Here is a 4,555-nt window from a genome sequence, read left to right as displayed (position 1 = left end):
CGCCGAAACGGACGAGCGCGGGAAGACGACTCGGTATGAGCGGTTTGAGAACGGAGTCCTCAAGCGCATCGTGTACCCGGACGGCACCATCGAGTCTTGGAATACACTCAATGCCTATGCGGTCCCCACTGTTCACACGCTCCGCAACGGCGCCACCGAGCGGTTCGATTTTGATGCATCGGGTCGCCTGCTGACGCACTGGCTCCCGACCTATAGCACCCCAGATGCCAAAATCACTTACACGTATTATGAAGCAGGACACGCGTGGCAGGACCGCGTGAAGACTCGCACCGATCCCCTGGGGCGGGTGACGAATTTCGAATATGACGTCATTGAGATGGTCATGGACACCCTGCCTGGGGAGCCCGTGTACATCATACCTGTCCACGGTCGTGGTCTGGTCACAAAGATTATCCATCCCGACGGAAGCCAACGGCAATTTCGCTACAACGCTTATGGCAACTTGCTTTCGGAAACCGATGAGACCGGGAGGACCACCCACCACGAGTACGATGCGTATCAACGCATCACCATGACTACCGACCCACTCGGACGCAGGAAGCGCTACTCGTATCACCCCGGACTGAGCAGTCCGTATGCGAGCACGTTCCACATGCCGCGCCGGATCATTACCCCCGGTGGCAAGATACAGGATTTCGTCTACGATAGCTCCGGCCGTCTCGTTTCCAAGACCGACGCCGTCGGTACGGGCGACGAAGCCACGACACGCTTCACGTATAACACCAACGGTGACCTGGAAACGGTGACAGATCCGGTAGGTCGGGTCACTCACCACGCCTACGATTCACGAGGGCGTCTGAGCCGCATCACGAAGCCAGGTGGGCGCGAGACCTCGTGGCAGTACGACGCCGCGGGCAACGTCCTCGTCGAGACGCTCCCCGATGGGAGCACCATCCGGAAGACTTACGACGCGATGAGCCGGCTCGAAACGCGTACGGACGAGGCGGGGCGCACGACGCGCTACACCTACAATGGGCTGGGCAAGGTCAGCCGCGTCACCGACCACGAAGGCCGTGTCTCGGGTTTCGACTACGACGCCGAGGGCCACATCACCGTTCGCTACACGCCGCACGTTTCTGGCGGAATCAAACTGTGGCAGAGCTTCACTTATGACAAGGCTGGAAACCTCAAGACGCGAACCGATGCGCGTTTGGCGAGCGTCGAGTACCACTACGACAGCCGCGACCGTGAAACGCTGCGCACCTACAACGACGGAACGCCTCAGGTGTCCACGACGTATGACGCCGCAGGCCGGCTGCTGTCGACCTCGAGCGCTGTCAGCACCATTGATTATACGTACGATACCGCCGGTCAGGTGTCCACGGAGACCCAACGTGTGTTGGATCAGCCCGCCCGAACGGCCGGCTATGCGTACAACTTGGATGGCTACCGGTCCCGGCTGGACCTACCCTCCGAATCGCTGGTCTACGCGTACAACCACCGCAGCCAGCTGGCGTCACTGACGGCCTCGGGCCAAGCCGTAGTCAGTTACCTGTATTTCCTGGATGGGCAGCGCCAGGAGAAAATTTTAGGTAATGGCATCCGCGAGCCCTATGCCTACGACGTCGCGGGCCGCCCGTGGAGGCTCGGTGGAGCGCCGGGTGGGACGAAGGCCACGTACCAGTACGACCTGCGTGACCGAAAGACGGTCGTCGCCCTGGGCGGAATCTCGCAATGGTCGGAGGTCTTCTCGTACTTCCCTGATTCGCAACTCGCGACTCAGAAAACCTACAAGTACGACGGGATTCTCGATCTTGACCTCGAAGTCGGGGCGAACGACTTCACTTACGACGGCTCTGGTAATCGCGTCCGCACGGCCGGTGTCGTCCATTACACGACCAACGGGGCCAACCAGTACATCGGCGTCCGTGGACCCCCATCGCGCACTCCGCGGTACCCCGAGCGTCGCGCTTACACCTACGACGCTGAGTCCCGGGTCAAGACGGCGTCCGTGGGCGCTCGGACCTGGACCTTCCACCATGATCCACTCGGCCGACTCGCGGCCATCCACGATGGGACGTCGTTCCGATACGCACTCTTCGCCGGTCAACGGCCGATGGCTTGGTATTCGGGCCAAGGCCAGCTAGTCGAGAAGACGTATTGGGGGCCGCTCGGCGACGAACCTCTTTTCACTCACCGGGCGTCAGATGGGGCCGCATTCTATTACCACCAGGATCTCATCAATAACACCATCGCGACGTCCAACACGTCCGGCGTGATTCTGGAGACGTACAGCTACGACGCCTTTGGACAGATGCGAGCGCACTCGCCGTCGTGGCAGCCAATCGCGTCCAGCACGGTCCAGCCGCCGTATCGCTACACCGGCCAGCGCTGGATGGATGAGATCGGGCTCTATCACTACAAAGCCCGCATGTATGACGCACAGTTGGGGCGCTTCCTGCAACAGGACCCGTTGGGGCTCAGCGCGGGCGACTCCAACCTGTATCGGTACACCTTCAACAACCCTACCAATCTGGTCGACCCCACCGGAGAAGCGATTGAGACCCCGTGGGACGCGCTCAACGTCGCGATTGGCGCCGCTTCACTTGCTCACAATGTTGCCGCGGGGAACTGGGGCGAAGCGACCGTTGACCTCGTCGGGCTTGCCCTTGACGTGACCGCCACCGCGCTTCCTGGTGTGCCAGGCGGCGCCTCAATGGCCATCCAAGGGCTCCGTCGTGCGGACAATGTGATGGAAGGTGCGCAAGCCGTCCATCGCATGGCTCAGGGGATCAAGCAGGCCGACAAGGCCAGTGTCGTGGCAAACACGGCGACAAAGGTAGGAAATGCCGTCGACGTGGCCACAGATGCAGCAAAGGGGGTGGACACGACGCGTGTCGGGCGTTGGATGTCTGAAGCCGAGCACAAGGCGATGCAGTCCACAGGCAAGGTCCAGGAGAGCCTCAGTGGCACGACGCATGTTGCTCACCCTGCCGCTCCCGAGGCGTTCATGAGCCAAGCGAAGCCAGGAAGCGTCTACGTCAAGTTCGACGTACCCACCTCATCTGTCCGTCCCACCCAGGCGGGATGGGCGAAGATCGTTGGTCCACAGTCACTGGAGGGGCGGCTCGCAGCCAAGAAAGGTCTGCCCATACCGGAGATGCCTGCGGCCACAAACATCGAGCACGCCGCCACGAAGTTCCGCTGACAGAGGCGTTCATGAACATGGATCTACTTGAGGCATTCCACCAGTGGTTCTCTGAGCAAAGGGAGACGCTCTCGAACGCGGGAGTGGCGATGGAGTTCGTGGAGGGATCGAGTGAGGATGCGCCGAGCGCTCGAGTCGATCTGGAGTCCGACGTGAGGATGGGACGGGCCACAGTCTGGGAGTCTGGTCTCTGCGATCTCGAACTGCTGAGCGTGGAGACAGGAGAGCAACTGCTCTATCGCCATCACGAACAACTCGACTCCCAGAAGCTGGTGGTCCTGCTCGACGAGCTTGCCGAGCAAATCAGGCAGCCGACTAGCTGAGCGCGGTCCGGAATCGGTTGAAGCGACCGGTGGGGCACAACCTTCACCGTAACCGTTCACCGGCTGGTGCCTGCTTGAGGAGACATCGGGGCAGCGGACGGTGGGCGGGACGGCGCTCGACGGTGTTGGCCGCGGCGTGACACACCGCCACTCGTGTCGGAACTCGACCCCCGGGACGCGCGGGTTGCGAAGCTGGAGGCGTTGCTGGAAGCGGCGCTGGAGCGCATCGCACATCTGGAGGAAGAGGACCGGCAACTGCGCGAGGAGAACCGGCAGCTCAAGGAGCGGCTGAATCTCAATTCGAGCAACTCTTCGAAGCCCCCTCCGCGGATGCCCCGGCACGCCGCGTCCGCTGAAGTAGCCCACGGGCCGCCGCCCCAGTGGTCAGCCAGGGCACAAGAAGCATGAGCGAAGTCTCCTGCCGCCCGAAGCCGTGCAGCACGTCGTCGAGTTGGTGCCCAAGGAGTGCCAAGGCTGCGGGCACCGGTTGGAGGGCAGAGATTGCGAGCCGCGCCGCCACCAGGTAGTGGAAGTGCCGCCGTTGTCGGCCGTCGTCACCGAGTACCGCAGCCACGCACTGGAGTGCCGCGCGTGCGGCACGCTGACGCGCCAGCCGGTGTCGGCGCACGCCCGCAGCGCTTTCGGGGACAGGCTGGGGGCGCTGGCCAGTCTGCTGGTAGGCAAGTACCGGCTGTCCAAACGACTGGTGAAGGATGCCCTCTCGGACATGGTGGGCGTGGACTTGTCGGTGGGCAGCGTGGTGAATCTCGAAGGGGAGATGACGGACGCGTTGGCCCCAGCGGTGGCCGAGGCCCTCGCATACGTGCAGGCGGCCGACGAGGCTCACGCGGACGAGACGGGATGGGTGGAGGGTAAGCGTTCAGGTGGGATGAGCGGTTGAAGAAGGAGCAGGCCAGCAGCCGACGGTAGGCTCGTCGCTCGCTGACGCGGCGTGGGGCATGGGACACGGCGTGTCGTGGCCGAGGTCGACCCCAAGGATGCGCGCATCGCGGAGCTCGAGCGTCAAGTCGAGGAGCTGACTCGACTGGTGCAGGAGCTGCGG

Annotated in this window: 2 protein-coding genes and 1 pseudogene; all 3 read left to right on the top strand. The window is 62.9% G+C overall.

The window, feature by feature from the left end; all coding sequences use genetic code 11:
- The first annotated feature begins 70 nt into the window (after window positions 1-70).
- On the top strand, window positions 71-3,169 hold the full coding sequence (locus tag G4D87_RS34075; protein WP_163786848.1) for an RHS repeat domain-containing protein: 3,099 nt from the start codon (window positions 71-73) through the stop codon (window positions 3,167-3,169).
- 11 nt (window positions 3,170-3,180) lie between these two features.
- Entirely contained in the window at window positions 3,181-3,492 is a 312-nt protein-coding gene (locus G4D87_RS34070; protein ID WP_163786847.1) for an immunity protein TriTu family protein, read from the top strand.
- A 153-nt stretch (window positions 3,493-3,645) separates the two neighbouring features.
- Window positions 3,646-4,378, top strand: a pseudogene (locus G4D87_RS34065) (IS66 family transposase); the annotation flags it as partial.
- Window positions 4,379-4,555: the final 177 nt, after the last annotated feature.

It is taken from the genome of Myxococcus vastator (assembly GCF_010894475.1).
GTDB classification, from domain to species: Bacteria; Myxococcota; Myxococcia; order Myxococcales; family Myxococcaceae; genus Myxococcus; species Myxococcus vastator.
This window is presented reverse-complemented; position numbering and strand designations above follow the sequence as displayed.

What these genes read in the sequence shown, in the direction of transcription:
- G4D87_RS34070 (WP_163786847.1), top strand. Translation starts at nt 3,181, where the DNA reads ATGAACATGGATCTACTTGAGGCATTCCACCAGTGGTTCTCTGAGCAA.